Here is a 23,075-nt window from a genome sequence, read left to right on the forward strand (position 1 = left end):
CGACGCGACTGACGCGTAGTCACGGACAGTCACTCAATCCGAGTTCCGAAACAGCTTCCACTCCCCCTGTGTCTTCAGCCTCCGAAAGGAAGTCGCCATGCCTTCATTTGTCATGCCCACATCCAATCAGGGTGACGGTCACCCGTCGCCGACCGCCGTCTCCGCCGTCGGGCTACGCAAGTCATACGGCGACAAGACCGTCCTCGACGGCATCGATCTGCACATCCCGGCCGGGTCCGTGTTCGCGCTGCTCGGCCCGAACGGCGCCGGCAAGACCACCGCCGTGAAGATCCTCTCCACCCTCATCACCGCCGACGCCGGCGACCTGCACGTCGGCGGGCACGACCTGGCCGCCGACCCACAGGCCGCGCGGGCCGCGATCGGTGTCACCGGGCAGTTCTCCGCCGTCGACGGCCTGATCACCGGCGAGGAGAACATGCTCCTCATGGCGGACCTGCACCACCTGTCCAAGAGCGAGGGCCGGCGGGTCGGCGTCGAACTCCTGGAGCGCTTCGACCTGGTGGAGGCCGCGAAGAAGCCCGCCTCGACCTACTCCGGCGGCATGAAGCGCCGCCTGGACATCGCCATGACGCTGGTCGGCAGCCCGCGGATCATCTTCCTCGACGAGCCGACCACCGGACTCGACCCGCGCTCCCGCCACACCATGTGGGGCATCATCCGCGGCCTCGTCTCCGACGGCGTGACCGTCTTCCTCACCACCCAGTACCTGGAGGAGGCCGACGAACTCGCCGACCGCATAGCCGTGTTGAACGACGGCAAGATCGCCGCCGAGGGCACCGCCGAGGAGCTCAAGCGGCTCGTCCCGGGCGGGCACATCCGGCTCCGCTTCACCGACCCGGTCGCGTACCAGTCCGCCGCTGACGCCCTGCGCGAGGTCACCCGGGACGACGAGGCACTGTCGCTGTCCATCCCCAGCGACGGCAGTCAGCGCGAACTGCGCTCCATTCTCGACTGGCTCGACTCCGCCGGCATCGAGGCGGACGAACTGACCGTCCATACCCCCGACCTCGACGACGTGTTCTTCGCCCTGACCGGCCCAGCCAACGTCCCCAACCAGCCCAAGGAGTCCCTCCGATGAGCTCCCTCTCTCTCGCTGTACGCGACTCGAACACGATGCTGCGCCGCAACCTCCTGCACGCATGGCGCTACCCGTCCGGGACCCTGAACCTGCTGCTCACGCCGATCATGATGCTGCTGCTCTTCGTCTACATCTTCGGCGACGTGATGAGCGCCGGCATCGGTGGCGGCGGCGCGGACCGCTCCGACTACATCGCCTATATCGTCCCCGGCCTGCTGCTGATGACCGTCGGCAGCACCGTGATCGGGGCCGCGGTGTCCGTCTGCGTGGACATGACCCAGGGCCTCACCGCCCGCTTCCGCACCATGGCGAGCCACCGAGGCTCTCTGCTCGTCGGGCATGTCGTCGGCGGCGTGCTGCAGTGCGTGATGAGCGTGGTCCTCGTCGGCGCCGTCGGGGTGGCGATGGGCTTCCGGTCCACGGACGCCACGGCACTGGAGTGGATCACGGCGTTCGGGCTGATCACGCTGTTCGCCCTGGCACTCACCTGGATCGCGGTCGGGATGGGCGCGGCCAGTCCGAACCCCGAGGCGGCCGGCAATATGGCCATGCCACTGATCCTCCTGCCGCTCATCTCCAGCGCATTCATCCCGGCCGATACGATGCCGGCCTGGTTCCAGCCGATCGCCGAGTACCAGCCCTTCACCCCCGCCATCGAAACCCTCCGCGGCCTCCTCCTCGGCACCGAAATCGGCAACAACGGCTGGATCGCGATCGCCTGGTGCGTCGGCCTGATCGCGCTCGGCTACCGCTGGTCGACGGCGCAGTTCAACCGCGACCCGAAGTGACCGAGACGAACGCGCCGGCCGCGCTGACCACCTCCCGCAACTCATCCCGCCCCGTCCACGTGCAGATCTGCACCCGTATGCCCGGCCGGTGGCGGGGCTGATCGCCACAGCCCTTGGCGGGCCGGCTCCGGCCCGATCCCGCCACACCGCACTGATCCGCACTGATCCACACCGAATCGCAGTCGACCAGCTGCGGCGAGGGAACGCTGGAACGGTGCTGGGACCGGCAGGGCGGAGAAGTCGTAGGGGGCGATCCGCCCCTGCCGGTTTGTGGCCCCACTCCTCGGAAGGACAACGCAGCAGCCTGCTGGCTCAGGCTCGTACTCGCTGCCCAGAGCTTAGGGAGTACGCTGTTCGCGCGACTGCGGAGCTGTTGAGCGATGCCCTGGTCAAGGCCAAAGATCGGATCGAAGACCTGCTGCCCCTGATCGAGCGGTCAGAAGTCCTCGACGAGGCCATCACGCTCTATCTGGACCATTGCATGGCGCAGGCGGACTGGACGTCTGACATCGCCAGGAGAGCTATCGCGGCTTCAAGTGCTTCTGAAGAGATCTGGGATCACGTGCTGGCCTTCATGAACGAGGACCAGAGCAGCGCGACCCGCGCGGCCGATCTCGTGGGCGCGCTCATGGAGAAGTTCCCGAACACTCTGCCAGGTGACGCCGTGGGTCTTCTGACGCCTGTGCTGAGAGACGCTGGCCCCGAGCTGGCTGAGGCATTGGGACACGCTTTGCGCCCCTCTCGCAAGTCAGTGAACAAGCTCCGACGGGCAATGAGCGGTTTCAGTAGCCCCCCTGCTCAGCGGGCGCGAAACGCTGCCTTCAAGGAGGGTGCCGGCCTCTGAGACACCCACTCCTCTGGGGCAGGTGTCGCCGCGAAAGCGGTGGCCGTGGACTGCATGGCCGTGCGGTCCACGCCCACCGCCGTGACGAGTGCCCAGCCAATTCAGCAGCCGTAGCCAAGGAAGTGGATGCGCCGACCATGGCGAAATTTCGGCCTCGCACACGGCGAACAGGCAGTTGTCTCAGTTGCTAATCCTCGACTCCGCCAAACTCTGCTAGGCCAACCTTCACCATAGTCGAGCGGTTCTGAGCACGTGAAAGACCTCCCCCGCCCCCGTGCCGACTGCCGTACCACTCAGAAACACAGTCGTCCGGCTCAGCCCTTCTCCACCATGGCCAAGCCAACGGCGATCCACGCCCACGAGCGTGACGAGCACCCAGCCAATCCAGTCACTGTAGCCAAGGGAGCGGATGCGCCAGCCATAGTGAATTCTCGGCCTCGCACGCGGCGAACGGGTCAGTTGTCCCGCCATCGACGTCATGCTCTGCGCCACCGCCCTCGCTCAGCCCGGCCGCGTCACTGTCCTGACCTCCGACATCGATGACATCACCATGCTCACCACCGACCATCCGCGCGTGACCGCCGAGAAGGTCCGACTCGCGCCGCTGCACGCATACGCCTCACGCGTGAGCCGGCGTTGAGCTCCTCGCAGGCCGCCGTCCTCTTCGCCCCCACGCTCGTCGGCACTATCCACGGCCAGCGGGCCGTCCACGCATGACCCGGACCGGCGGCGAGTCGTCACCTCCGCCGTGGCGTTCCGCCTCCGAGCAGGGTGGGCAGGGAGGCTGTCACGGTCTCGGGGCCGGCCGGCAGCGCGGTGGCGGCGGGGGTGCGCAGGCCGTCCAGCAGGAAGGCGATATGACGGCGCCAGGCGTCGGGTGCTGTCGCGGCGGTGGTGCGGGTCAGCTGGGAGTTGAGCCAGAACACCACGAATACGTCGTCGGCGGTGAGGTCGGGGCGCAGTGAGCCGTCGGCCTGGGCCTCGGCGAGGAGCCGGGTGCCGTAGACCACCGACTCCGCGCAGATCGCGGTCAGTTCGGCGGCGCCCTGGTAGGAGCGGGCGATGATGTCGTTGAGTGCGGTGTCGGCGGCCTGGAGCGCGCACATCTCCTCGATGTAGGCGGCGAACCGCGACCAGGGAGTGGGCTGTGCTCCCGCGCGCCGCATGGCTTCGCCGAGCTTGGCCTCGGCGAGCTGGGGCACCACCGCGTCGATCAGTTCCTGCCGGCCGCCGAAACGGTTGTAGAGCGTCCCGATGCTGACCCCCGCGCGCTGGGCGACCTCCTCCAGCGGCGCGCTCAGACCTTGCTCCCGGAACACCTCGGCGGCGGCGGCCTTGAGTTTCTCCAGGTTGCGGCGGGCGTCCGCGCGCAGGGCGGGGGCGGGGCGGTCCGGCATGACACCTCCATTAACTTGACGACACCTCTCAGGTTAGCGGTACGGTGGAATCACAACTTGAGGTACCGCCTCAATCTATGGTGGACGGAGGGCGGAGTCATGCGCAGAACCGTGGCCGTGTTCGGTGCGGGGAGTGGAACGGGGGCCTCGGTCGCCCGTCGCTTCGGCCGCGAGGGACACCGGGTGGCGCTCGTCGCCCGCCGCCGCGACCCGCTCGACAAGCTGGTCGCCCGGCTGGCGGCCGACGGCGTCGAAGCGGCGGCATTCCCGGCGGACCTGCGGCACACGGAGCGCATCCCGGCGCTCGTCTCGGCCATCGAAGCCCGCTTCGGGCACATCGACGTGGCCGTGTACGCGCCGTTCGTCCCCGCGACCCTGATCCCCGCCGCCGCTGTGGACGCGGCCGTCCTGCGCGCATGGCTCGACCTCTACCTGCTCAGCCCCGTCGCACTCGCGCACACGCTGCTGCCGGGCATGCTGGAGCGTGGCGACGGCGCCCTCCTGTTCGGCTACGGATCCTCCGTGGTCACCCCCGCGGCCGGCCTGTCCGGCCCCGTACCCGTCCTCGCCGCACTCCGCAACTACCTCCATACGCTCCACGGCGAAGTCGCGGACCGCGGAGTCCACGTCGGCGGCCTGGCCGTCCGTGCGGTGATCGAACGCAGCGAAGGCCACCGGGCCCTGCGCTCGGGCGACATGAGCCTCGCCATCGACCTGCCCACGGTCGACCCGGACGAGCTGGCCGACCTCGTCTGGAACCTCGTCACCCAGCGGGACCGGATCGAAGTCGTCCACCCGGCCCCCTGACACCCCACCGCAGCCCCGCCACCCGACCTCGAAGGACTGCGTCATGACGTACCGCGTCACCGTCGGCACACCCGTATCCGTGCGCGACGGCACACAGCTCGCCACCGACATCTGGCGCCCGGAGACCGACACCCCCGTACCGGCGCTGCTGGTCCGCAACCCCTACGGCAGACACCAACTCGCCAACTACGGCTTCACCTCGCCGAACATCTTCCGGCTGGTGGAGGCGGGATACGCGGTGGTGCTCCAGGAGTGCCGGGGCACCTTCGGCTCGGAGGGTCACTACACACCTCATATCCACGAGGGCGCCGACGGCGCGGACACGGTGGCCTGGCTCGCCCGGCAGGAGTGGTGCGACGGCACTGTCGGCACCTGGGGCGTCTCCTACCTGGGGATGACGCAGTGGCAGACCGCCGCGACCGGCGTTCCCGGCCTCAAGGCCATCGCACCGTCGATCGCCTCGGCGGATCTGTACCGCGCCCCGTACTACTCACCGGGCGGCGCCCTCTCCCTCGACACCGTCCTGATGTTCGCCACGATCATGAGCGCGAACGACGCCCTGCGGGACCTCGCCTGCGGCACGGGCGATCCGGCCGAACCCGCCGCAATCGGATCGGCGTTCGACGACCTCACCGCCCAAGCCTCCATCACCCCGCCGACCGCCCATCCCGCACTGGCCGCGCGCATACCGTGGATCTTCGGCCAGGCGATGGGACACCCCGGCCGGGATGAGACCTGGCGGGAGCTGTCCGCCCTGGACAAGGCCGGATCGATCACCGTCCCCGCCCTGAACATCGGCGGCTGGTACGACCCCTTCGCCGGTGAGACCCTCCGGGCGTACACGGAGATGAAGCGCCACGGCGGCTCACCCGAGGCCCGCACCGGACAACGGCTGATCATGGGGCCATGGACCCACTCCTCCACCACCGGGGTCTTCCCCGACCGGAGCTTCGGCTTCACGGCGTCAGCCGACGCGGCGGACATGACCGGCGCGCATCTCGCATTCTTCGACCGCTGGCTCCGGGGCCGGGACGACCCGCTGGACCGCCCGGCACCGGTCCGGATCTTCGTCATGGGCACGGACCGATGGCGCGACGAGGAGGACTGGCCCCTGCCCGACACCCGGTACGCCCCCTACCATCTGGACGGCCCGGGGCCCGCCAACACCTCTTCCGGGACCGGCACGCTGACCGTGAAAGCCCCTGAGGACGACTGCACCGACACCTACCTCTACGACCCCCGCAGACCGGTCCCGACCCTGGGCGGCTCGCTCATGCGGCCCACCGGCTCCGCCGGGCCCGTGGACCAGCGCCCCGTCGAGAGCCGGGACGATGTCCTCTGCTTCACCAGCGCCACCCTGGACACCCCGGTGGAGGTGACCGGACCGGTGTCGGCGACCCTCTTCGTCTCCTCCTCGGCACCCGACACGGACTTCACCGTGAAACTGGTCGACGTCCATCCCGACGGCCGGGCGATCAACCTCTGCGACGGCATCCAGCGCATGCGCTACCGCGACTCGCTCGACACCCCCGAGCCGATGGAACCGGGCACCGTCTACGAGATCACCGTGGACCTGATCGCCACGGCGAACGTGTTCCTGCCGGGCCACCGCATCCTGGTCGAAATCTCCAGCAGCAACTTCCCCCGCTACGACCGCAACTCCAACACCGGAGGCGTCATCGCCACGGAGCACGACACACAGATGTCCACCGCCGTGAACAGAATCCACCGCGGGCCGGGACACCCCAGCAGAATCACCCTTCCCGTCATCACCCGCGAGACCCCGGTCCGGTGAAGCCCCACCATCAAGACGGCCGCCGGAGCTCGCCGCCCGTGCTCAGCGCGCGCGCACCGGCCGAAACCCGGTCACCCGGCATGTCCCCGCTCCACAGCCGGTGATGTCGCCGATCCAGTCCCGTACGCGAGCATTCGGCAGCTCACCATGGAGGAGATGAGAATGGCGACGTATGTTCTGGTCCACGGGTCATGGCACGACGGATCCGCCTGGCGGGCTGTCGTGTCGCGCCTGGAGCAACTCGGCCACGCCGCCCATGCCCCTACCTTGGCGGGCCACGGCAAAGGCGTCGGCAGGGCAGTGGATCACAACGATTGCGTCCGGTCCGCGGTCGACTTCATCGTGGACCGGGATCTCACAGAAATCGTCCTGGTCGGCCACAGCTTCGCCGGCACGGTCATCGCCCGGGTCGCGGAGGAGATCCCGGAACGCCTGCGCCGACTGGTCTTCTGGAACGCGTTCGTTCCCGAGCCGGGCAGCAGCCTGCTCGACGAATGCCCACCGCACTACCGCGAGATGTTCCACGAGCTCGCCGCCGCGTCCGACGACAACACCATCACCCTGCCGTTCCCCGTCTGGCGCGACGCCTTCATCCAGGACGCCACCCCTGAGACAGCGCGAGCAACCTACCAACAGCTCTCCCCCGAGCCGTTCCAGCCGTTCGTCGACAGACTGGACCTCAGGCGGTTCTACGAATCAACGCTTCCGAAGAGCTATCTGAACTGCACCGAGGACCTCGCCCTGCCGCCGGGGGAATGGGGCTGGCACCCGCGTATGTCCAGCCGACTCGGCACGTACCGGCTGGTCGAGATGGTCGGCAGCCACGAGGTGATCTTCACCGACCCCAGGAGGCTGGCCGACGAGATCGCCACTGCCGGCAGGGACTGAGGAAGATCGCGCCCCGGAGGCGGACCGATCACCCGCCCCTCCGCTGCCAGAAAGATCCCGCGCTCCCGCCCGTCGCACCGGACCCGGTCACCCAGCGACAGGCAGCGGGCGGTGCACCCTCCACAGCGCCCGCAATGGAGGCGCGGGGTCAGGTCCCGCAGGGGGCAGGTGGCTTGCCCGAGCCGGCGGTGCGGTGTTCAGGCGCCCGCGCCGCTGTCATGGAGGCGGGGCTCGTGGGCGGGTCAGTGCATCAGCAGCAGCCGCGTGTTCGGCACGAGTTTGCGGTTCACGCTGGTGCTCTGCACGAAGATGGTGAAGTCGTCGTTGTGGTCCGGCTTGATACGGACCTCCACATCCGGCAGGCCGAGCAGGGCTCGGGCCTCGGGCCCCGTGTACACCCGGTCCGTCTTCTTCTCCAGCACCGCGATCTGCTTCCGCGCCTGGATCTTCTCCGTCTTGCTCAGCTGGTAGAAGGCACCACCGGTACGGTAGGCGTGCCCGGATTCGACGACCCAGTTCCGGATCGCCGTGTCACGGTCCACCAGGATCAGCACAAACGCCGACGGGTCCACCGGGGTGAGGCCGGCCGCCTGGATGGTGTCCTTGTTGACCGCCTCCGTACCCGTGGAGAACACCGCCCGCGATCCCCGGATGCCCTTGGTACGGCCCACCATGAATTTCTCCGTGGCCTGCCGGATGACCTGCCCGGCCTCCTCCAGCCCCTGTGTGGTCGTCGCGTCCCAGACGGCTATGTTGTCCTTCGGGAAACCGCACTGCATCGCCTCGCGCTTGCCCACTTGGTCCGGCACCAGGACGGCCAGCGTCCAGTTGTCGTTCTGCGTCTCGATCATCCCCGTCACCGCCTGGACCAGCTCCTGCGGATTCCTGCTGGGGGCATCCGGGCAGCGATGACTCGCGTTCTCCTGCCCGTCGGTGAGCACGAACGTCAGGAAGCTGTGGTCGCCGTACAGCTGGGCCGTCTGCGCCAGCTCCCGCTGCGACTTCAGTGCCGCCGCCAGCAGGGCCGTCATACCACCTGCCCGGTACAGCTGCTTCAGCGACGGCATCCGCAGCACGTCCTTGTCGTAGATGACGCACTCCACTGTGTCGGCGAAGACGTACACCGTGACACGGGTCTCCTGGTCCAGTTCCCTCGACCGGCGCGCGAGATATGCGATCTGCTGGTCGGCGACTTCGACGACCTTGCGGCTCAGGTGCGACATCGACGAACTGGCATCCAGCACAAGAGCGACGTGGTTGATGTAGTTCTGGCTTCCGGACACGGACAGCTCCCCCTCGTGACGAGTCGATGCTCCTTACCGTCTCACCCACCACTGACAATCGATTCCGGCTCCTGGCCCGGACAGCGAGCCCACCCGCTCCGGGCCCCGGCACTACCGACCGGCATCCCGCTGACACCAACCGGAACCGGCGGTGCTCGGGACGAGGGCACGGGTCTCGTCGTCGGCGACCACGAGATCCCGGCCAGGGCAACTGTCCTCCACCCCTTCTGGACCGTCCGTATTTCCGCCTCGCCATGGTCGAGGCCACCCTGACCCTCGCTGTCCGCTCAAGCGGTTCCGGTTCCGGCTCGTCCCCGGACACGAGGTCGTCCCGGTCGAAACGCTGCGAGGGCCCGGTACCGCGAACACGACGGGGCGGACGGCGCTGGCGTGGCGGGCCTGTTCGGGCAGGGCGAGCACCGTGAGAAGGCGATGGTGGGCGGGGGCATGCAGGATGCCAGGGACCGGAGCCGGGCACTGTTCGCCGCAGGTGAAGCGCCGGGCGGCGCAGTACGTGATCCCGCCCTTGGCGCCCAGGGTGTCGAGCGCCCGCCCCGCCCAGCGTCGGGAAAGGGTGGCGGAGGCTTTGCCCTCCACCGCGCCGAGCCGCATTGTGCCGAAGGCGGAAGGCCGTTCCTCCTGCGGATCTGCGCCGTCGTCCAGAGGCGATCCGCACGTAATTCCGCGAGCGCCGCACCCAACGGAGTCGGACGCCTTCACGGAGTCGGACGCCCTCCCGGTGGATGGCCGCGTACCGGCCCGGCTCTCATGAGGCTCCGGGGCGCCGGTGGACTTCGGAGCCTCCGCGTCTGCACACCGCCGACCGTACGGCTGGGCTCAGCCGGAACGGACCCGCCGGATCGGCAGGATCGCGCTGGTCACCCTGGGCGAGGGGGCTTCCCCTCCTGTGAAGGCAGTCCTCACCCCTGGAGCGGCACCGCTGAAGAAGCTCAGTGAGGCCAGGACTACGAAGCCCCCGCCCCGTGCTTCCGGGGATCGCTGCGTGGCGGCATCGCCTCTCGGGCGAGCGGGTTTACGGCATCGAGGCGGCCCGTGTCATGGTCAATGTGGAAGACGAAGGCCCTGGCCTGGTCGGCGAAGGCCGCGGCGGGACGGCTCAGCCAGCCGTTTGTGATGAGGATCAGCCGCTTGGGATGCTCCGTGCCGGCTGCCGCGGCTACGCCGTTCAACCGCTCCACCTCCGGCTTCGACAGAGTCTTGGACTCCCGGTCGCGCCAGACGACGTGGTAGGTGTCGGACTGGACGAGTGCGTCGCCGTCGCCCGCTTTGAGGTCGCTGAAGCCGAGGAGGGGCAGCTGGGCGAGGACGGCTTCCTCAAGGTCGAAGCCGAACGGTGTCGGTGGGGTGTAGAGCCCGATCGGCGCGAGCTGGATGTCTTGGGTCCAGGTGTCCGGCCCACCGGCGATCAGTTCGGCGATCTGCTTGATGTCAGCCTGGGGGCTGAGCATTCCTGGCGTGGGACGACTTCGGCCCCAGAGGGCGAGGTTGAGATCGACGCGCCCCCACGCGCTCAGATCCGGGAGGTACCGGTCGAGCAGCCAGCCGAGGTGTGGTGTGACCGAGGCGTGGACGACGACACCTCCCGGACTCTCTGCTTCGACCAGGTTCCCCTGGGCGCTCTCGACGATGTCCAGTTCCGGTGCGTAACCCGAACCGTAGGCGAACCACCTGTTCCCGGCCACCACACGGCGCACCGTGATGCCGTGTTCGACCAGTAGGTCGGCCAGCTCCGTCACCTCCGACCGCTCACTCTCGTCCCAGCGCCAGGGGGAAGCCACGGGCACTCCCGCGAGACGAGCGGTGGCCTGGGCGGCCAGGGCTTCGATCAGCACCTCGCGAGGGGTGCCGGGCGCCCAGACGGACGGGAGGCCATCCGGTTCCGGGCCGGTAAGGGTCCAGGTTTCGGCGTGTCCCAGCCGGCAGATGGCCAAGACGATTCCGCTCTCGCCGGACATCCTGACCTTTACGTACAGCAGAGGCCCGGCGGAGTTGAAGAAGACCCGATGGGCCAGTTCGGGGTGGCGTTCGCGGAGCTCTTGTTCAAGGCCCGAGAAATACAACCACTTGCCGTGCGCGGCGAGGGTGTCACCGGTCGGGAACGGGCTACGGGGCGTCGCTGGGTACGGAAAGACCGGAAGCGCATGTATGGGTGCAATCGTAACAAACGGGACGTACGGAACCGGAGACGGGCAGCTCACCCGACTCGGCGACCCAGGCCCACTCAGCGACCCGGGCCCACTCGGCGACTCAGGCCCGCCGCGTGGGTCAGACCGACAGCCAGACCGCCGGGGAGATCAGCCCGAGCCCCGAGCAGGCGCAGATGAGCGAGCACTTGACCAGAACCAGCTTGCGCCAGGTGATGTGCGACATCGTCACCAGCTGGCCGCCCAGGACCTCCAGGACATCCGTGTCCCGCAGCATCGTGACGACCTGCTCCGACGGCATCGTGCGCAGCGTCCCGAAGTAGACGAAGTTCTCCGTCGCTGCCGGGTCCCCGGGCTCCGGCCAGCTGCGCGGGAACAGCGCCGCCGCCAGGAAGACGCCCAGCAGGACGAGCACCATGCCCGACGCCATGAGCACGGCGGTCAGAACGGTCCCGTCCGGCCCCGTGCCACGACGGGACGAGATCAGCGCCATGTCCCCCCGCCAGGACCGCGAGTTCCACACTCAGGGCCGTCGACGCCTTCGTATCCGCCCGGCCGGTCCACTCCGCCAGTGAGGCGTGGATGCGCCAGGCCGTCGTGACCGCCACCGGCTCCACGACTTCCTGACCCGGCGGTGGGTGCGCGCCGGGGGTGGAGGTACCGGTCATAAAGCATCCCCCTCGATTCACGAAGCGTTCCGTCACCGACGACGGAGGCCCGGCGTCCGGCCGGACACCGCCGGCGTTCCGATGGTGTCCGCGGATGGACCCGAGGCTGTAGGTCAAATGCCTCTCAACGGCCCACTTCTCCCTCTACAGTTGGCCGCCTTGGGCTCCCCGTCGGGCATGCTTCCGTCGACCGGGTGCCGACCGGTGACAGGAGGGGGTCCTGTGCGCGACGAGGTACGGCGGCCGCCGGATTCCGGGGTTTCCGGCCTGACCGGGCCGCAGGTGTTCAGCCCCGGCCAGCTCGCCCTTCTGCAGGGGGCGGGCGTCCCGCAGACATGGCGGCGCGGTGACACGCTCCTGCGCCAGGGGGAGACGGCCGACCGCGCCATCCTGCTGACCGGCGGCATGGTGAAGATCGTTTCCGAGTCCGTGGGCGGGTACACCAGCCTGCTGGCCTTCCGGGGGCCCGGCGAGCTGGTGGGCGAACTGGCCTGCATCGACGGTGGCGTGCGCTCCGCTTCCGTCGTCGCCCTCCAGGACGGGTGCGGGACGGCCATGGCGGGCGGCAGATTCACCGCGCTGCTCCGCGCCAACGGCGACCTCGGTCTCGCGGTGCTCCGGAGCATCAGCACCCGGCTGCGCCACGCGGACGTCCAGCGCAAGGCGCTGGGCGCGGAGCCCGCCGCTGTCCGGGTCGCCCGGCTGCTGGTCGAACTCGCCGACCGGTACGGCACCAAAACTCCGAACTGGGCGCCGTCGGCCCGTTCGGTGCGCATCACCCAGCACGAACTCTCGGGTGCCGTCGGCACATCGCGGGAGTCCGTCGTCCGCACCCTCCGCAAGCTCCAGTCCGAGGAACTGGTCGCGACCCGCAGAGGCTCCATCGTGGTGCTCGACCCCGCCGGGCTCGCCGCCTGGGAACCGGACCGGCCATGAGCCGGGCAAGGCGTTCCCGCCTTCTGCGTCATTTGCGGCGGAAGGAGCGGCGGCACGTCGGCTTATCTGGAAGCGGCGGCCGCCGGAGCCACACGGGGGAAGGGTCCGGCGACCGCCATCCGTCGCAGAACGAGGAAGGTACGTCCAGCCATGGGCATCAAGCCGCGTTATCACCTGATCGTGGTGCTCGACATCGAACGGTTCGGCAGCCGGACCGACCCGCTCCAGCAGTGGCTCAGGGAACGGCTTTACGCGATCGTCGACGAGGCGCTGCGGGAGGCCGGGATCGACCCCACCGACCTGGAGGCCATCGGTGACCGGGGCGACGGCTGCTTCCTGCTGATCAGGCCCACCGTCTCCAAACTGGATCTGACCACGCGCTTTGTCGACGCCCTCCAGGCCAGTCTCCGCGGCCACGCCCAGCGCGGCAACGAGCGGTCCGCCCTGCGGGTCCGCGTCGCCCTGCACGCCGGCGACGTGGCCCAGGACGGCCGCGGCTGGGTGGGCGAGGCGCTCAACACCGCGTGCCGGCTGGTGGACCTCGACGCGCTGCGCACCACGCTCGCCGCCGCCGACCGCTCCGGGCTCGCGCTCGCTGTCTCCTCCGACTGGCACTCCGCCGTCGTCCACCACGACTACCCCGAGCTTCCCGCCGCTGGATTCCGTGAAGTGCCCTTCGAGGCCAAGGAGATCCGCTCGCACGCCTGGCTGTATGTCCCCGGCTACGACGAACCACCCGGTCCCGGCGCCCCCACCGCCGCTCCCCGGAACCCGGCGGGGCCCGCGCGGGCCGCCACCGGGAGCGCCCCCGCGCCCGCCCGGCCGTCCGGCGGCAACCACGGGCCCTTCGCCGGTGCCGTCTTCCACAACCCGCAGCGGGTGTACGGCGGCGACCACTACGAGGGAGTCACCCCCGCCGAGGTCCGGCCGGGCCATGACGGAACGAGCTACGACGGGACGAGCCACGACGGGACGAGCGATGGCAGGACGAGCGATGGCAGGACGGGGGCCGGCGCATGAGCGAGGGGCCCACGCGGGGACACCACCAGAACGGCTCCGGGGCCCCCCGCCCCGCTCCGGAGGAAGAGGCCGCCGCTCCCGGCCCGCCCGGCCCGCCGGAGCGCTCGGAGCAGCCGGAGCTCGGCATCGAGGACATCCTCCGGGCCCTGTCCGCCCGTACCGCCCAGCCCGGAACCACGGACGAACGGCTCGACGCCGAACGGGACGCGCGCTCCTCCTTCTCCCGCTTCGCGCAGTCCCGGATCAGCGGCGAGCGGGTCTACGGCGGCGACCACATCGAGGTCGTCCTCGGCCAGGGCTCCCGCTCCGTCCGCGCCTACCAGCTGCCGGCCCAGGACATCGACCTCGCGTTGTCGGCCTTCCTGCCCCCGGCGAACTATCCGTCGATCCTGAGGGCCGCCGAGTCCCTGCGGGTCGTGCTGGTCAGCGGCGCTCCGGGACACGGCAAGTACGCGGTGGCCCAGCGGCTCCTGCTCGACCTCCACCACACCACGCTCCAGTGCCTGGAACCGGGCGCCGACCTGGGCCTGCTCGAAGAGAAGTCGCTGCATCCCGGCCACGGCTATCTGCTCCAGGACCGCGCCCCCGGCGGCGCTGCCGGCGCCCTGTCCGGCTTCGAGCTCCAGCGCCTCAACACCGTGATGCGCGCCAAGGGCTGCCGGCTGATCGTGACCCTGAGCGACGGCCTCGGCCCCGGGGACCCGGAGCTGGACCGGCAGACCTTCGCCGTGCAGGGACCCCCCGCGCCGCGGGACGTCTTCGCGAAGCACCTCCGGTGGTGGCTGGGACCGGGCCGGGCCGGGCGCGCGGACGAGCTCCTCGGCGCTCCGGAGACCGCAGTTCTCCACACCGAGCCGAGCGGCGCGGACACACCGCTCGGCCGGGTCGCCGAGAACGCCCGGCTGCTCTCCCGGTCGTCCGGGACGCCCGCCGAAGCGGTGCGCGAGGTCGGGGATCAGGCGTCGCTGCGGGACACCCAGGAGTTCGAGAAGTGGTTCAACGGCCTCGCCGACCCCCAGACACAGTGCCTGGCCCTCGCCACGGCGGTCTTCGGAGGCGAGGCGTACGAGACGGTCGCCGCGCTGGCCGGCTCCCTCGTCCGCTGTCTCCAGCCCCCACCCACCGCCGCGCACCCGGACCGGCCGCGCCACCAGGCCTTCACCGCCACCCGGGCGGCACGCCTCCGCCAGGTGAGCGCCACACTCGTCAGCGAGAGCGTCGCCTCCCGGCACGGCGGTGCGCCCGCCAGGGTCGTACGGTTCCTCGACCCCTCGATGGCGAGCCGGGTCCTGCGGACCGTGTGGGACGAGTACGACGACCTGCGGCACGAACTGCCCGGCTGGCTCAAGAAGTGCGCGGGCCACGAACTGGCCACCGTCCGGACCAGGGCGGCCGTCGCGGTCGGCTTCCTCGCCGGGCTCTCCTTCGACAGCCTCCGTACGGGAGTGCTCCAGCCCTGGGCGGGAAGCCCGCTGGCGGTCCAGCGCGAAGCGGCCGCGACGGCCCTGGTCATGGCGGCCGAGAACCCCGAACTCGCCCAGCCCGTCGGCGATCTGGTGCACGCCTGGGCCGACGGCACCGCCCCCTTCCGGGCCACCTCGGCCCGCGCGTGGAGCGTACTGCGCCGGCCCGGCGAACAGCACGACGAAGCCGTCGCGCTGCTCCATACGCTCGCCGACACGGACCGGGCCGAGGTCATGGAGGCCGTCTGCCTCGGTGTCACCGACTCCCTCGCGGGCTCGGACCACGCCGAGACCCGGGATGTCCTGGACCTCCTCCGGCAGTGGGTGTCCACCCGTAACCCCCGGCGGCGGGCCGTCGGCCAGCTGGCCTTCCTCTTCTCGGCGGCCGACCTGCTGGAGGACGCGCCCGCCGCGGCCGGGAACGCCACCCGCCGCCGGTGGCCCAGGCTCCTGGCGCTGGCGGCCCACGATCCCGTACGGCAGCGGGACGTCGCCCGTCTCTGGGACGCCGTCCTCCATTCCCGGGAGTCCTACACCGCGGCCTGTCAGGTGCTCACCGAGTGGGCGCGCGCGGTGGACGCGGACCCGTCCGGTCGCCGCGCACTGGCCCGCCTGCTCCACGCCTCCGCCTCGACCCCCCTCGGCCGGCGCATCGTGCTCCGTCACGTCGCGACCTGGCACGACACCGACAGCCGCGCGACCCGTACCGCGGCACACATCCTGAGTCACTTCGAAAGCGAAGGCACCGCACGATGAACACACCGGATCACACCCAGTTGGTCACCGGTCCCGAGCCCGCCGGCCTGGTGAAGCGGGGTGAGACGCCGCACCCCGGAAAGGCCCTGGTGTTCTCCCTCAACAACGGCGAAGCCGTGACGGTGGACCGGAAGCCCTCCCTCCTGGAGGCGGCGCGCTTCCACTACCGCTACGAGGTGGACATCACCGACCACCACACGAACTGGTCGGACCCGCTCCCCAGCCGGACCACGGGGTTCGCCTTCCGCGCCGAGATCAGCACCGCATGGCGGGTCACCTCTCCCGACGCGGTGGTCAGGCGCAGCATCACCACGCTGACGATGGCCGAGGCGCTGGTGCGCGGTGCCCTGAGCGAGCTGCTCCGCCCGCACACACGCTCGTACGACATCGAGGACGTGGGCCGTGCGGAGGACTCGGTCAACCGTACCCTCGGCAGCCGTGAGCATGTCCTCGACTCAGGTCTGACGATCTTCGCCTCCATGGTCAGGCTGAGCCTGGACGAGACCGCCGAGGCCTACCTGCGCAACCACCGCGACCTGGCGTGGCAGAAGCAGCAGGCCCAGCTCGCCCACGGGGTGAGCATGGTCAGGGCCGAGGGGGCGGAGGAGCTGACCTCGCTCGCCGAGGAGCACGAGGCACGGCGGGTGCGGGAGCGGACGGCGGCCCTGCAGGCGGCTCAGCGGGGCGAGGGAGGGCTGTTGATGCATCTGATCGCCCAGGACCCCAGCCAGCTCCGCAGCATCCTTCAGGAGATCGCCACCCGGCAGGACATGGCGCTGGACCGGAAGCAGGCGCTGCTGCGCGACTTCAAGGACGAGCTGCACCCCGCCGAGCACGCGGAGTGGGTCCAGCGGTTCATGGGCGAGTCCCTCCCCTACGCCGGCCCGGTGCTGGACGGCGGGTCCGCCCACACCGGTCACCGGCCCCCCATCCCCCCGCCGCCGCAGCACGGTCACGACGGGGGCTCGCGGCCGGAGCCCGTCACGGGGACCGTCGTTCCGGCGCCGGAGGAGCAGCCGGGGAGCGGCGTCGTCAGCTGGAAGCCGGTCGGCCGCAACCGTACGCGCGCGAACGGGTCGGGGCGTCAGGACCGGGAGGACGACAGGGGATGAGGCAGCGGCCCTTCGACTACGACTCCGGCTCCGAGTACGAGCCCGAGTACGGCGCCGGCACCGGCCGGGACTCAGGCACCGGCCGGGGTTCCGCCCCGGGCCGGGGTTCCGACCGCGGCCCGGGTGCGGGCACCGGCCATTCCTCCCTCCACGGCCCCCCGCCGGGCCACCGTCCCCGCCCCCCGGCGCCCGGACAGGACCACGGGGGCGGAGTTCCCTGGACCACGGCCAGGGACGGAACCGCCCCCGACGTCCCCGTGCAGGGACGGCGACGGCGAGGTCTCCGGTGGAGGCGGGTACGCCCGGCCGGCCGGCCGGGTCCCTCGGCGCACCGCGCCACGGCTCCGCCCCCGCGGCGGCACACCGACGGAGCACGCGCGGCTCGCCGGCGTCGCGCCGAAGTCGTCGGCTGGACGACCGCGACCGTTCTGACCTTTACGGGAGTGCTGATGGCAGGACCGATCGGTGCGGTGGTGGGCCTGGGTGTGGCAGCCACCGGGTACCTGGTGAAAGAGGTCGTGAAGGCTCTCACCTCCCGGAGGCAGGACGAGCACGCGGCGGCGAGCCCCGCCCCCGAGCAGGGGGCTGCGGCAGGCCTTTCCCCCACCCGGCCTGTGCCCCCCACCCGGCCTGTGCCCCCCTCCCGGTCTGAGCCCCCCGACCGGTCGCCGCAGGCCGCCGACGCCTCACCCGGGACACCCGGGACCCCGCCCGCCGCCGCCCCTCCCACGACGAGTACCGCGCGGGGGAGAACGGGTCTGCCGCAGCCCCTCCCCGTACCCGTCGAACGGAATCCCGCCCCGCCGGGGCCGGTTCCCGCGTGCCCCCCTCCTCCGGTGCTCCACCGCGCGTCCGAGCTCACCGCGATGCCGTGGCGGCTGCCGGCCCACCCGGCGCCACCCGGCATGGCCGCCGACGCCGCGCGGGTGGGCGACCTGGAGGTCCGGGCGGCCTCCGTGGTGGGGACCGGGCACCGGACCGACGAACAGCGCGCCGCCCCCCGGCAGGACGCCTACCGGCTGGGCCAGGACTCCGCCTCGCGGCACCTCGTCGTCGCGGTCGCGGACGGCATGTCCGACAGTCCCCACTCCGACACAGCGGCGGCGGTCGCCACGCTCGCCCTGGTCAACGCGGTCCGCACCCAGCTGGACAAGGACGTGCCCCTGCACCGCCTCGACCACACCTCCGCCTTCCTGGAGGCGGCCGGCCAGGTCCACGCCGTCGCCCGGCAGCGGAACTGGCCCGCCGACAGCGTGCGTACGGTGGCGGCCGTGGCGGTCGTCCCCACGTCCCCGGCGCCCGGGGGCGGCCGCGATGTGTGGGTCGCCGGACTGGGCGACACGACCGCCTGGGTACGCCGCTCCCTGAGCTGGTCGCGGGAGCTGGGCGAGAAGCAGCAGGGCCTCGACGCCGGACGGCTGGACGCCTATCTGCCGTACACCCCCCAGGCCGCCCAGGGCCGCCCCCTCCACCTGGAGCCCGGAGAGACCCTCGCCCTCATGACCGACGGCATGGGAGACGTACTCACCGAACTCCCGGCGGCGCAGGAGCTGTTCCACCGCCAATGGGCCGCTCCGGTGGCGCCGCTCGATCTGCTCCTGCACCTCTGCTACGACTCCCACCAGCGCAACGACGACCGCACGGCGGTTGTCGTGTGGCCCCCGTCCCCTGAAGGAGGACGTCGATGAGAACGTGGTCGGACAGCCCCTTCGCCACCGTGACCGAGGTCTCCTCGGTCACGGCCGCCGGGGAACGCCTGGGCGAAGGCTTCCAGTCCCGCTCGGTGGAACGCCTCACGAGCCACCCGGGATGGGTGGCGAAGTACTACCGGGACCCGCTCGCCTCCCCGGACGTGGCGGCGTTGGACCGGCTCATGGAGCTTCCGGACGCCATGTCCGCCGGGGAGCTGGAGACGCTCGACCGCAGCACCGCGTGGCCGGTGTCCCGCCTCACGGACGGGGACCGGACCGTCGGCGTGATCATGGCCGAGGCACCCTCCGGCTTCTATGTGCCGTTCAACCTCCGCGGCGGGCGCAGCAGCGAACCGCGGGAACTTCAACTGGACCACCTGATCAACGACTCCGACTACCTCACCCGGCTGGGTGTGCGCCCGCCCAGCCGGCAGCGGCGGCACGAGATCACGTGCGGGTTCCTGGAGGTGGGCGTCGTCCTGGAGCGGTACGACGTCGTCTACGGCGACTGGTCCTATCGGAACGCGCTGTGGGATCACGGGAGCGGAGCGGTGTTCCTGCTCGACATGGACTCGTGCGGGATAGGCACCCGGCCCTGGATCGCGTCGCCCAATTGGACCGACCCCGCCTTCCCGGAGGGCTCGGAGCTGACCGCCGCGACCGACCGGTACCGGATGGCCCTGCTTTGTCTCCGCTGTCTGACCGGCACCCGAGGCGAACCGCTGGACAGCTTCGACGTGCTGGTGCGCGACTGGCCGTCCGGGGACGGCCTCACTCATCTGCTCCACCGGGCGCTCACCACCACGGACCTCACCCAACGTCCCCGGGCGGCCGAACTCCTCGACGTCCTGCGGCACCCCGGGCCGGCCCGTCCGGCGGCGCACGTGAATCCGGGCAGCAATGTCACCAGCTTCCGTCCCGTCGGCCGTGCGCGGCAGAGGCCCGCGGCCCGGGTGGCCCATGTCCCCCCGCCCGCGTCCCCGCACCCGCCGACACCGGGCCCGGCCCAGGCTCCGACACCGGCCTCGACACCGGGTCCGGCCTCGTTCCAGCGCCCGCGCCCGGCGACGACGGCACAGAAGAAGCGCCTCGGCGGAAAGCCCCTCCCCTGGGCGCTGGTTCTGCCGCTTCTGCTGATCGCCGCGGCCGTCATCGGTTTTCTCACCCTCCCGACGTGACCCCTCCGGCACCACGTCCCCTCACGCGGCACTTCTGAATACCGAATGAATCCCGAAGAGGAACGACCATGAGTTACGCACCCTCGTCCGGCCTCCCCATGTACGTGGTCCTGGACACCTCCGGCTCCATGGAGAAGGTCGAGCACCTGCTCAACCAGACCCTGGAGGCCATCTACGACACGATCGACACGACTCCCCAGGTCAAGGAGTTCGTCCACCTCTCGGTCCTGTCGTTCAACAGCCAGCCGCACGTCGTCACCCAGATGACCGACTTCGACAGCGTGGCGCAGCTTCCGACGGTCACCTGCTCGGGCCGTACCAACTTCGGCCCGATGCTCCGGCTGGTCCGCTCCCGTATCGAGAGCGATGTACCGGCCCTGGTCGACCGGGGCGTCCGGGTGCTCCGCCCCGTCGTCTTCATCCTCACGGACGGCATCCCGACCGACGCCGAGGATCTCCCGGGGGACCCGTGGGAGAGCCATCTGGATGACCTCCTGGACTCCCGCTGGAAGACTCACCCCCATGTCATCGCCTACGGCTTCGGCAACGCCCGGGAGGATGTGATCAAGCGCATCGCCACGGTGGCCGCCTATGTCGCGGAGGACACCAACGACAACGCCTCGGCCCTGCGTGACGCGCTCAACGGATTCCTCAACTCCATGGTGGCCTCGGCCGCCAAGCGCGCCCTGGAGGTCCCGGAGCAGGTCCGCGGCTACCGCACGGTCCCCCTGGACTACATCGACTGACAGCGCCGACGCGCGTGGTGCCCGCCCGGCAGCGGGCTCCTCGCAGGGCGCTGCCCCGTACCCCGACCGCCCTGCGGTACGGGGCCGACCGGAGCGACCCCGGGTTCCCCGCGCCCGACCGTGACCGGATCTCTCCCTCGACAAAGGGGCCGCGGCCCGGTCACGCTCACCGGGCGGGTCCTTCGCGGTGCCCGAGGCCACCCCGCGTCACCGACGGACCACCCGTGACCCGTGCCATCCCGACCGGACGTATCCCCGACCGGGCCCCGCCGTCAGCACCCCGGCCGGGGTCCCGCAGACCGGAAAGCAGGGCAGTCAGTTTGCGCCAACCGCACCGGACTCCGCGAAGACACAACAGACACAACAGACGCAACGGATACGGCAGAGGCGGCGGACACAGCGGGGCCACCCGGCTCGCCGCCCTCACCACCGCCCTCGGGCTGCTGCTCCTCACCCCGCTCCTCGGCGGTATGGCCACCGCGGCCCCGGCGCCGGACGCCGCACCGGCACCGCCCCGGACACAGAGCGACCCCGTCTCCGGCTCATCGGTCGCCATCGCACGCGGCGCCGACGGACGGCTCCGTTTCTTCGCCGTCAACCGGACCGGATGGATCCAGACCGGGACCCAGAACTACCCCGGCGGCCCGCTGACCGACTGGACCTACTTCGACAAACGGGTCCACAGCGTCTCCGCCGAGACCAACGCCGACGGCCGGATCGAGGTCCTGGGCGGGAGCATCACGGGCCAGGCCCAGCGCCGCTGGCAGACCACGCCCGGCGGGGCCTGGTCGGGCTGGGTCCAGTCGAACGGCCAGGTGTCGTCCATGGCGGTGGCCCGCGCCGGTGACGGACGGCTCCACCACTTCGCCACCGGCATCGGCGGCATCGGGGTGACGACCCGGATGCAGGTCAGCCCCGGCGGTGAGACCTGGACCAACTGGAGCACGCTCGACGGGAATCTGACCCGGATCGCCGCCGACACCAACGCGGACGGCCGGATCGAGCTCTTCGGCCTGGACAGCACCGGCGAGGTGTACCACCGTTGGCAGACCGGCGGCGGCTGGTCGGCCTGGACGCCCATGGGCGCCGCGCTGCTCTCGATCGCCGCCGCCCGCGACGGCGGGGGACGGCTCCATGTCTTCGGCACCAGCGGGACCAACGAGCTGTGGACCCGCTCGCAGAACACCCCCGGCGGCGGCTGGGGCGCCTGGACACGGCTCGACGGCTCGCTGACCCAGATCGCCGCCGAGACCAATACCGACGGCCGGATCGATCTGCTCGGCATCGACGCCTCCGGCCGCGCCCACCACCGCACCCAGGGCTGGCCGGGCGGCACCTGGACGCCCTGGGTGCAGGCCTACGGGGAGTTCCGCAGCTGATCGGGACCGGCCGCGACCGTATGCATCATCGTCAGGTGTTCTCGTTCCGGACGGAGCGCCCACTCGTACGGGCGTGGAAGAAGGTCGTGGTGGTGGCTGCGGCGACCGCCACGACCAGCGCGGCCAGCGCGAAACCGGTTGCGCCGTCCGGGGAGGTGAAGGGCTGCCCCGGTGGGCCTGCCAGGTGAGGATTCCCGTCAGCCCGAGGCAGCAGGCGGCGGCGATCCAGACCAGGGCGGTACGGTGCCGGGGGCCGAGGAGCCGGGGGCCGAGGGTGAGGAGCAGGCCCAGCAGGATCAGGGCCTGGAGGGAGTGGACGCCGACGAAGTGGGGGACGCGCCAATCCCCGCCGACGGTGCTGAAGTTGGTGACGGGCATCCCGGGCCCGCCGTCGGGCGGGCCCACGGTGTGCGCGCCGATGTACGGCATACCGCGTCCCAGGTCGGCCGCGGCCTCCTGCGCGGGGGTGGCCTGGACCATGAGGTAGACGGCGACCATGCTCACGGTGACCACCACCACCATCCCCAGCCGCAGGGCCCAGGCCAGTGCCGGCGGCTCGACCCGCCCCCGCAGCAGCAGGGACACGGTCACCAGGCCGATCAGAAGCAGCACGAGTGAGGCCGCCAGCATGGACATGATCCTCGCGATGCTGACGACGCTGGTGAAGTTGAAATGGCTGGTGGTCCCCTCCGCCGCCGCCCAGGTGCCTCCCGCTCCCTCGACGGCGACGCACACCACCGCCGTCCAGGACATCACCCGTACCAGACGGGCGTGTCCCTGGACGAAGGACATCAGCCAGATGAGCGTGACGGCGAACAGGCCGAAGGAGAACGCGAACCGTGCGGGTTTCGCCCACGCCGGCTGCCCGGTGATCTCCCTCGGGTCCACCACCAGCCCCACCAGCGCGACCACCAGGAACGCGCCCGCGACGACCACCGTCGCGACCATCGGAGACCCCGGGCCCGAACGGGGAACGGTCGTCCAGGACTGCACCGCCGCCGCTGAGCACGCGGGGCAGGCGGTGGCGAACTTCACCCGCGCGTACAGCCAGCTCGGCCAG

General features: G+C 70.9%; 19 protein-coding genes and 1 pseudogene. 16 read left to right on the plus strand and 4 right to left on the minus strand.

What is annotated here, in order from left to right; genetic code table 11:
* Positions 1 to 97 precede the first annotated feature (97 nt).
* The 4 genes from FF041_RS35755 (at position 98) to FF041_RS35770 (ending at position 3,371) form a co-directional block, all read left to right on the plus strand.
* Positions 98 to 1,099: an ATP-binding cassette domain-containing protein gene (locus FF041_RS35755; RefSeq protein WP_153526705.1), complete on the plus strand. Its 1,002-nt coding sequence runs from the start codon at positions 98 to 100 to the stop codon at positions 1,097 to 1,099.
* Positions 1,096 to 1,887, plus strand: a complete 792-nt coding sequence (locus tag FF041_RS35760) for an ABC transporter permease (RefSeq protein WP_153526707.1) — start codon at positions 1,096 to 1,098, stop codon at positions 1,885 to 1,887. Before FF041_RS35755 ends, FF041_RS35760 begins: the two co-directional genes overlap by 4 nt.
* A 373-nt stretch (positions 1,888 to 2,260) precedes the next feature.
* Positions 2,261 to 2,731, plus strand: coding sequence for a hypothetical protein (locus FF041_RS35765; protein WP_153526709.1), 471 nt, complete (start codon positions 2,261 to 2,263; stop codon positions 2,729 to 2,731).
* Between the two features lie 478 nt (positions 2,732 to 3,209).
* Positions 3,210 to 3,371, plus strand: coding sequence for a hypothetical protein (locus FF041_RS35770; RefSeq protein WP_153526711.1), 162 nt, complete (start codon positions 3,210 to 3,212; stop codon positions 3,369 to 3,371).
* A 97-nt stretch (positions 3,372 to 3,468) separates the two neighbouring features.
* Here FF041_RS35770 and FF041_RS35775 read toward each other — a convergent pair whose 3' ends face one another.
* The gene (locus FF041_RS35775) at positions 3,469 to 4,128 is read right to left on the minus strand and encodes a TetR/AcrR family transcriptional regulator (RefSeq protein ID WP_228388884.1); all 660 of its coding nucleotides are present in this window, start codon (positions 4,126 to 4,128) and stop codon (positions 3,469 to 3,471) included.
* A 99-nt stretch (positions 4,129 to 4,227) separates the two neighbouring features.
* Here FF041_RS35775 and FF041_RS35780 point away from each other — a divergent pair, with 99 nt between their 5' ends.
* From FF041_RS35780 to FF041_RS35790, 3 genes are all read left to right on the plus strand, one after another.
* Positions 4,228 to 4,935, plus strand: a complete 708-nt coding sequence (locus tag FF041_RS35780) for an SDR family NAD(P)-dependent oxidoreductase (protein ID WP_153526713.1) — start codon at positions 4,228 to 4,230, stop codon at positions 4,933 to 4,935.
* A 43-nt stretch (positions 4,936 to 4,978) separates the two neighbouring features.
* Complete coding sequence (locus FF041_RS35785; RefSeq protein ID WP_153526715.1) at positions 4,979 to 6,730, plus strand: CocE/NonD family hydrolase; 1,752 nt, start codon at positions 4,979 to 4,981, stop codon at positions 6,728 to 6,730.
* A gap of 162 nt (positions 6,731 to 6,892) precedes the next feature.
* Entirely contained in the window at positions 6,893 to 7,618 is a 726-nt protein-coding gene (locus tag FF041_RS35790; protein ID WP_153526717.1) for an alpha/beta fold hydrolase, read from the plus strand.
* Between the two features lie 242 nt (positions 7,619 to 7,860).
* Here FF041_RS35790 and FF041_RS35795 read toward each other — a convergent pair whose 3' ends face one another.
* The 3 genes from FF041_RS35795 to FF041_RS35805 form a co-directional block, all read right to left on the minus strand.
* Positions 7,861 to 8,901, minus strand: coding sequence for a vWA domain-containing protein (locus tag FF041_RS35795; RefSeq protein WP_323393668.1), 1,041 nt, complete (start codon positions 8,899 to 8,901; stop codon positions 7,861 to 7,863).
* Between the two features lie 965 nt (positions 8,902 to 9,866).
* The gene (locus FF041_RS35800; protein WP_153526719.1) at positions 9,867 to 10,754 is read right to left on the minus strand and encodes a hypothetical protein; all 888 of its coding nucleotides are present in this window, start codon (positions 10,752 to 10,754) and stop codon (positions 9,867 to 9,869) included.
* A 433-nt stretch (positions 10,755 to 11,187) separates the two neighbouring features.
* Entirely contained in the window at positions 11,188 to 11,559 is a 372-nt protein-coding gene (locus tag FF041_RS35805; protein ID WP_153526721.1) for a Pycsar system effector family protein, read from the minus strand.
* A 397-nt stretch (positions 11,560 to 11,956) separates the two neighbouring features.
* On the opposite strand from FF041_RS35805, the gene FF041_RS35810 reads away from it, so the two are divergent.
* The 9 genes and pseudogenes from FF041_RS35810 to FF041_RS38470 all read left to right on the plus strand — a co-directional run.
* On the plus strand, positions 11,957 to 12,670 hold the full coding sequence (locus FF041_RS35810) for a Crp/Fnr family transcriptional regulator (RefSeq protein ID WP_323371407.1): 714 nt from the start codon (positions 11,957 to 11,959) through the stop codon (positions 12,668 to 12,670).
* Between the two features lie 150 nt (positions 12,671 to 12,820).
* On the plus strand, positions 12,821 to 13,690 hold the full coding sequence (locus tag FF041_RS35815; RefSeq protein WP_153526725.1) for a hypothetical protein: 870 nt from the start codon (positions 12,821 to 12,823) through the stop codon (positions 13,688 to 13,690).
* A complete protein-coding gene (locus FF041_RS35820) occupies positions 13,687 to 15,909 on the plus strand; it encodes a hypothetical protein (RefSeq protein ID WP_153526728.1) in 2,223 nt (740 codons plus the stop codon). Before FF041_RS35815 ends, FF041_RS35820 begins: the two co-directional genes overlap by 4 nt.
* A complete protein-coding gene (locus FF041_RS35825) occupies positions 15,906 to 17,021 on the plus strand; it encodes a hypothetical protein (RefSeq protein WP_153526730.1) in 1,116 nt (371 codons plus the stop codon). The genes FF041_RS35820 and FF041_RS35825 overlap by 4 nt, the downstream gene beginning before the upstream one ends.
* Before the next feature lie 836 nt (positions 17,022 to 17,857).
* Positions 17,858 to 18,709 carry a protein phosphatase 2C domain-containing protein gene (locus tag FF041_RS38465; RefSeq protein ID WP_194292322.1) on the plus strand — a complete coding sequence of 284 codons (852 nt, stop codon included), beginning with the start codon at positions 17,858 to 17,860 and terminating at the stop codon, positions 18,707 to 18,709.
* Positions 18,706 to 19,890 (plus strand): hypothetical protein, encoded by a 1,185-nt coding sequence (locus tag FF041_RS35835; protein WP_153526734.1) that lies wholly within the window; start codon positions 18,706 to 18,708, stop codon positions 19,888 to 19,890. Before FF041_RS38465 ends, FF041_RS35835 begins: the two co-directional genes overlap by 4 nt.
* Before the next feature lie 68 nt (positions 19,891 to 19,958).
* Positions 19,959 to 20,636 (plus strand): vWA domain-containing protein, encoded by a 678-nt coding sequence (locus FF041_RS35840; protein ID WP_153526736.1) that lies wholly within the window; start codon positions 19,959 to 19,961, stop codon positions 20,634 to 20,636.
* Positions 20,637 to 20,956: 320 nt separating this feature from the next.
* On the plus strand, positions 20,957 to 22,015 hold the full coding sequence (locus FF041_RS35845; RefSeq protein ID WP_194292323.1) for a tectonin domain-containing protein: 1,059 nt from the start codon (positions 20,957 to 20,959) through the stop codon (positions 22,013 to 22,015).
* A gap of 505 nt (positions 22,016 to 22,520) precedes the next feature.
* Positions 22,521 to 23,075: pseudogene (locus tag FF041_RS38470) on the plus strand (hypothetical protein); the annotation flags it as partial.

The sequence above is a fragment of the Streptomyces jumonjinensis genome, assembly GCF_009600885.1.
In the GTDB taxonomy this organism is placed as follows: domain Bacteria; phylum Actinomycetota; class Actinomycetes; order Streptomycetales; family Streptomycetaceae; genus Streptomyces; species Streptomyces jumonjinensis.